3 protein-coding genes and 1 CRISPR repeat array are annotated in these 5,120 nt (G+C 42.7%); all 3 genes read right to left on the bottom strand.

Annotated elements, in window-relative coordinates; all coding sequences use genetic code 11:
- Positions 1–261, bottom strand: coding sequence for a Uma2 family endonuclease (locus F6K52_RS32105; protein ID WP_364420764.1), 261 nt, complete (start codon positions 259–261; stop codon positions 1–3).
- Between the two features lie 180 nt (positions 262–441).
- Positions 442–2,622, bottom strand: coding sequence for a WYL domain-containing protein (locus F6K52_RS32100; protein WP_293088459.1), 2,181 nt, complete (start codon positions 2,620–2,622; stop codon positions 442–444).
- 19 nt (positions 2,623–2,641) lie between these two features.
- A complete protein-coding gene (locus tag F6K52_RS32095; protein WP_293088457.1) occupies positions 2,642–2,788 on the bottom strand; it encodes a hypothetical protein in 147 nt (48 codons plus the stop codon).
- A gap of 655 nt (positions 2,789–3,443) precedes the next feature.
- Positions 3,444–4,953: direct repeats of the CRISPR family, unit length 37 nt; unit sequence GTTACAATCTCCGTTAAGGAGATGAATTAATGGAAAC.
- Positions 4,954–5,120 lie beyond the last annotated feature (167 nt).

Here is a 5,120-nt window from a genome sequence, read left to right as displayed (position 1 = left end):
TCAAACGACATCGGGAATAACATTATCGGATTCGGAAAACAGGACACCGGGACTAGGAATAGCTTCTCCTAAACCACTTGCTTCAGACCAAGCATCTAGCTGTCGAAAAATTTTGCCACAGGTTTGCTGATGTTTAGTATGAGGCGCTCTAGTCACAAATAATTCTCCATCAATGATTTCGTAGCGTGTTCCTTCATTTTCTGGTAGCAATTCTAGGTCATGAATAGTCCAGTATACTCTCTCATGTATTGCCTGATTCATAATTATACTCCGTTAGCTTTATACTAATTAAGCATTCAGCCGTCAGCCGTCAGCCGTCAGCCGTCAGCCGTCAGCCGTCAGCCGTTTGCCTTTGAATAAAAGTTGATAGCTAATAGCTATTAGCTGATAGCTTACTATACTAATTATACTCCCTACTCCCTACTCCCTACTCCCTACTCCCTATTCCTGATAAACCCTACAAATATCAGCGCCAATTTTATGAATTTTATCGACTAATTCTTGAGGTTGGACTACTTTAACTTGGCCGCCAAAACCGATAATCCAGCGTAAAAAATCGATATCGTCTAATGCCCACTTGGGCAATATCGCTTGAAAGCGATTGGGAAAATTGGGGTCTTTGGTTTGAGGAAGTGAAAACAAGGATTTAGAGAAGCTGGTATTTGCTGTTAAGGGTGGAGACATTTTAATGTGTTGGAAGCGCTTGGTTCCTTCACTTACAAATCGGAACATATCGTCATTAAACCACAGTTCAAAGGTGACCTGAACTGCTGACCGTTCTGATTTATTGCTACTGAGTAACTGTTGCTGTTCCCTAGCACTATTACCAAGAAATAATCCGGCACTTGCTTGGTGGAGTTTTTGGAGCTTCTGCAAGGATTGCCATTGTTGTTTCATATCGCGGGTTTGGCCAAGAGCACGACCGAGAAAGAGTCGGTCTAATCGTTCAAACCGGAATAGTTTATCTTGGTTACCGCCGTGGTGCTGAAATGCTAAATACCAGGCGTGATTGTAAAATACTATTTGCAGGGGCCAAGCCTGAAAAAATCTGTCGTGATCTCCAGCAAATCGGCCACCGCCTTTAATTCGATTTAATTCTAATAATTCCCCTTGGGCGATCGCATTTTCTAGTTTGTCTAGATGATTGAGCAAGGCTGAAGCCTGCAGGGAGTCGGTATCTACGATACAGCGATTGCGAATTGCTCGCACTGGATAGGTGGAAGGGTGGTCTAATTTTGATTGGGTCATCCGTTGCTGGAACATCTCATAGGTCGAGAGTGCCATGGGATCGTCTAAACTTTTGGCTTGTGATTGCAGTACTGCAAATACTTTACCCAGTTCCTGCGTAGAGAATATCCCGGTGCCTGCAAAATAGCCTTGCTTGAGGGGAAAGTTGCGTAATAGTTTATAGGGTTTGAGGATTTTTTCGATATCTTTGCGCAGGGTATCGATGCCATTGCCAATGATTACACCATCTTCTTGGAGGGCATTGGTCAAGGTTTTGAGGCTACTATTTTCGGATTTTGGCAAAAAAGGATGATGCAAGATAAACCGAATTGTCTTGATCAGCCGCTGAAAGGGTTCTAGATCGGAATAGGCATGGGTGAGTAGATGGGGATTCTTGACAATGGGGATTTGTAGCTCACCATTAGACCTCTTGCAAAAGTATTTTTCTGATAGTTTTTCCCTCAATTCTTGTCCACTGTTCCCTATTCCCTGTTCCCTGTTCCCGACTTCTGCAAGAAGTCTATTGTGATCATTGCTGTTAATTAGCCCATTGTCCTGTAGCCACTGCAAATCTGTTGCAATGGCATTCCGGTCAGCATAGATTTCTCCGTTGAGTTTGGCCATCAAAGCGCACACTTCTTCGAGGGGAGTGGCAAATTCGGGCACTGTTCCCAAAACCCGTTCGATCTCAGTTGGGTCAGTGCTGTGCAAGGTGCCTATGTTGGGATAACGAATAATTAAAGCAATCAGATGCAACAAACGGTCAAAATCTAACAGGGACGAGTAGGGATGGAGGGTGATTTGACTATGATGGGTGCGGTTAGTGCGATTGGTGAGAGTGCGAGGAAGACCTTTGATTTTCTTCTGGATTTTGGAGATATCGAAGCCATCAACAGTTCCCTTTACCTGGTTGACAGCGGCAAATCCCTCGGCAGTCAGGGGTGGGAAGTTTTGCAGGGATTTGAACATACTTTCAATGACGTATTCTGGCACCTGGCGGGAGCGTTTGCGGTTCCACTCTCGGCAGGTTTTTAGGGGAGTACAGAGGTGCCACGCCATCCACAATAAGGGCTGGGAATTTAGTTCTATGGTTAGCTGATTTAGTAATGCCATGCGCCAGGGTCGCTTGGCATTGGTGGCGTCATAAATAATTGGTTGGTTAGAGGCGATCCCTTGACTAATTTGAGATAGAACTTCTGCTTCAATTTCTGACCAGTTGCCCTGAATACTCTCGTGGCCGTAGAGCACTTTTCTGATGTGGTCGGTGGAGATAATCCGGTAATTGCCCAAGTTGGCAATTTCTTTGGCAAGGGTGGATTTACCGCTGCCGGGGGGACCGATCAGGAAATGGCAGATTAGGGCAGTGTGGGTATTTTTAATAGGATTTTTGCTCATGTTTCTGGTATTTATTGTTTTATAAGTAGTCGGACAAAAGTAAAATTAATTGTTGAAATAGGGAGCAGGGAGCAGGGAGCAGGGAGCAGGGAGCAGGGAGCAGGGAGCAGGGAGCAGGGAGCAGGGAGCAGGGAGCAGGGAACAGGGAGCACGGAGCAGGGAACACAGATATCAGTTACTTTGGTAAAGGTTTATTACTGGATTGAATACTTCTAGGGTTGATAGCGTTTATCGCAGTTATGAGGTATAGTCTTCTTTGAGGTTTATTCCCTGTATTGATACAGCCCATCGCTATTTCCGATTCCCGATTCCCGATTCCCGATTCCCGATTCCCTATAGCTGAAACACTTCTGGGGTTATCCTATTAAAAGGTTCCTCTAACTGTCTATAATAGTAGTGCGAATGAGGAATTATAGCGCTACGCGCAAGGCAAGAGGCAAAAGTTTCTTTCAAGAGCTTTTCAGCTTGTATCAATGTCCTAACTTTAATAGGTAGTGCTATAGTATAATGTCAGGATAATTCCCCCCATCTCCCCATCTCCCCATCTCCCCACATTACCCACACTCCCCACCCTCCCTACATTCCCGACATTCCTGGCGAGGAGAGGTTGGTATGGAAGGTTACTGATTAGTCGATGATGGATGAATGGTAGGCGGGATGGGGATTTGAGGGGATGGCTGAGAGAAAATGGTCTCGCAGTAGACAGGGTAAGGGTTTGAGGTATTTTGATGTTGACAAGGGGGCAAGTGGAGGGGGAAAATGATTAGGTTCTCGCAATTGTACCTGGGAAACTTTGGTATACAAGGTTTTGGAGGGTCGGAGTTACAATCTCCGTTAAGGAGATGAATTAATGGAAACTGTGTAAATGTTGCCATGGAATTGGCAATTATCAGAGTTACAATCTCCGTTAAGGAGATGAATTAATGGAAACGCAAGATGTTATTATCTAATCTTCTTAACACTTAAGTGTTACAATCTCCGTTAAGGAGATGAATTAATGGAAACTATACTCAATTGACAACCATCCGGCATGAGGGGATGGTTACAATCTCCGTTAAGGAGATGAATTAATGGAAACGGGATTAACCGAGTACCAATAAACGGTATTTTTCTCCGGGTTACAATCTCCGTTAAGGAGATGAATTAATGGAAACGACATAAGAACTACCAATCAAAACATCATGAATAGTTACAATCTCCGTTAAGGAGATGAATTAATGGAAACGGATGGCTATATGGCCAAAACTGCATACTTTCGTACAGTGTTACAATCTCCGTTAAGGAGATGAATTAATGGAAACAGTGGCTGGATTCATTGACTACTAATATAAAGCCATGAAGTTACAATCTCCGTTAAGGAGATGAATTAATGGAAACGGATTTTGCCAAGCGCATCTCGTATATCTGAAGATTGGCGGAGTTACAATCTCCGTTAAGGAGATGAATTAATGGAAACTAAAACAGTGATCGCTATTTTTGTCCCATCGCGATCACGTTACAATCTCCGTTAAGGAGATGAATTAATGGAAACAATTGTAGTTTTAAAAGTTGTTACAATTGAAGCAAGTTACAATCTCCGTTAAGGAGATGAATTAATGGAAACCTTGAAAATACTCATCTGGGTATGATTGGATATAGTTACAATCTCCGTTAAGGAGATGAATTAATGGAAACGTCGTGTAAATCTACGGTCTGAACACCAATGTCATCAAAAGTTACAATCTCCGTTAAGGAGATGAATTAATGGAAACGATTTTCTCATATCATGGATACCACCAAAAAACCCTGGTTACAATCTCCGTTAAGGAGATGAATTAATGGAAACTGACCCGCCAGATTGAGATTCGTGCAGAACGCGGGGGTTACAATCTCCGTTAAGGAGATGAATTAATGGAAACCGGTGGTGTTTATATCTCGTTTATACATCTCATTATGGTTACAATCTCCGTTAAGGAGATGAATTAATGGAAACAAAGATGGATGTGATTGCTGATACTGGCTTTGATTCGTTACAATCTCCGTTAAGGAGATGAATTAATGGAAACCGGCTGCGATACCGTCAGGACATGGTACTAGTTGCGTTACAATCTCCGTTAAGGAGATGAATTAATGGAAACTTGAGTATCGATACCCGCTTGCTTTGAGATAGTGGTTACAATCTCCGTTAAGGAGATGAATTAATGGAAACGGTTGGGTGATTCTTTTTCACTCCCAACCTATTGGTTACAATCTCCGTTAAGGAGATGAATTAATGGAAACTTCTAAATATTACACGGTCTAGTTCAAACGCACATGTTACAATCTCCGTTAAGGAGATGAATTAATGGAAACAGTCCATTATCAGTTTTCAATAACCGCTAATATTGACGTTCTGGGGGGGCGACATGAGAGCTAAAAAGTAGACTGTATAAGCTTCATAGCTCTCATACCTCGTAAATAATTATCGAGCTTATGACGACTTAAACGCATTAACTTATCAACTAATTCCCAACATTGCG

Origin of the sequence: Moorena sp. SIO3H5 (assembly GCF_010692395.1) — a bacterium.
In the GTDB taxonomy this organism is placed as follows: Bacteria; Cyanobacteriota; Cyanobacteriia; order Cyanobacteriales; family Coleofasciculaceae; genus Moorena.
Note: the sequence above shows the minus strand (reverse complement) of the source record. Positions and strands in the feature narration are given on the sequence as shown.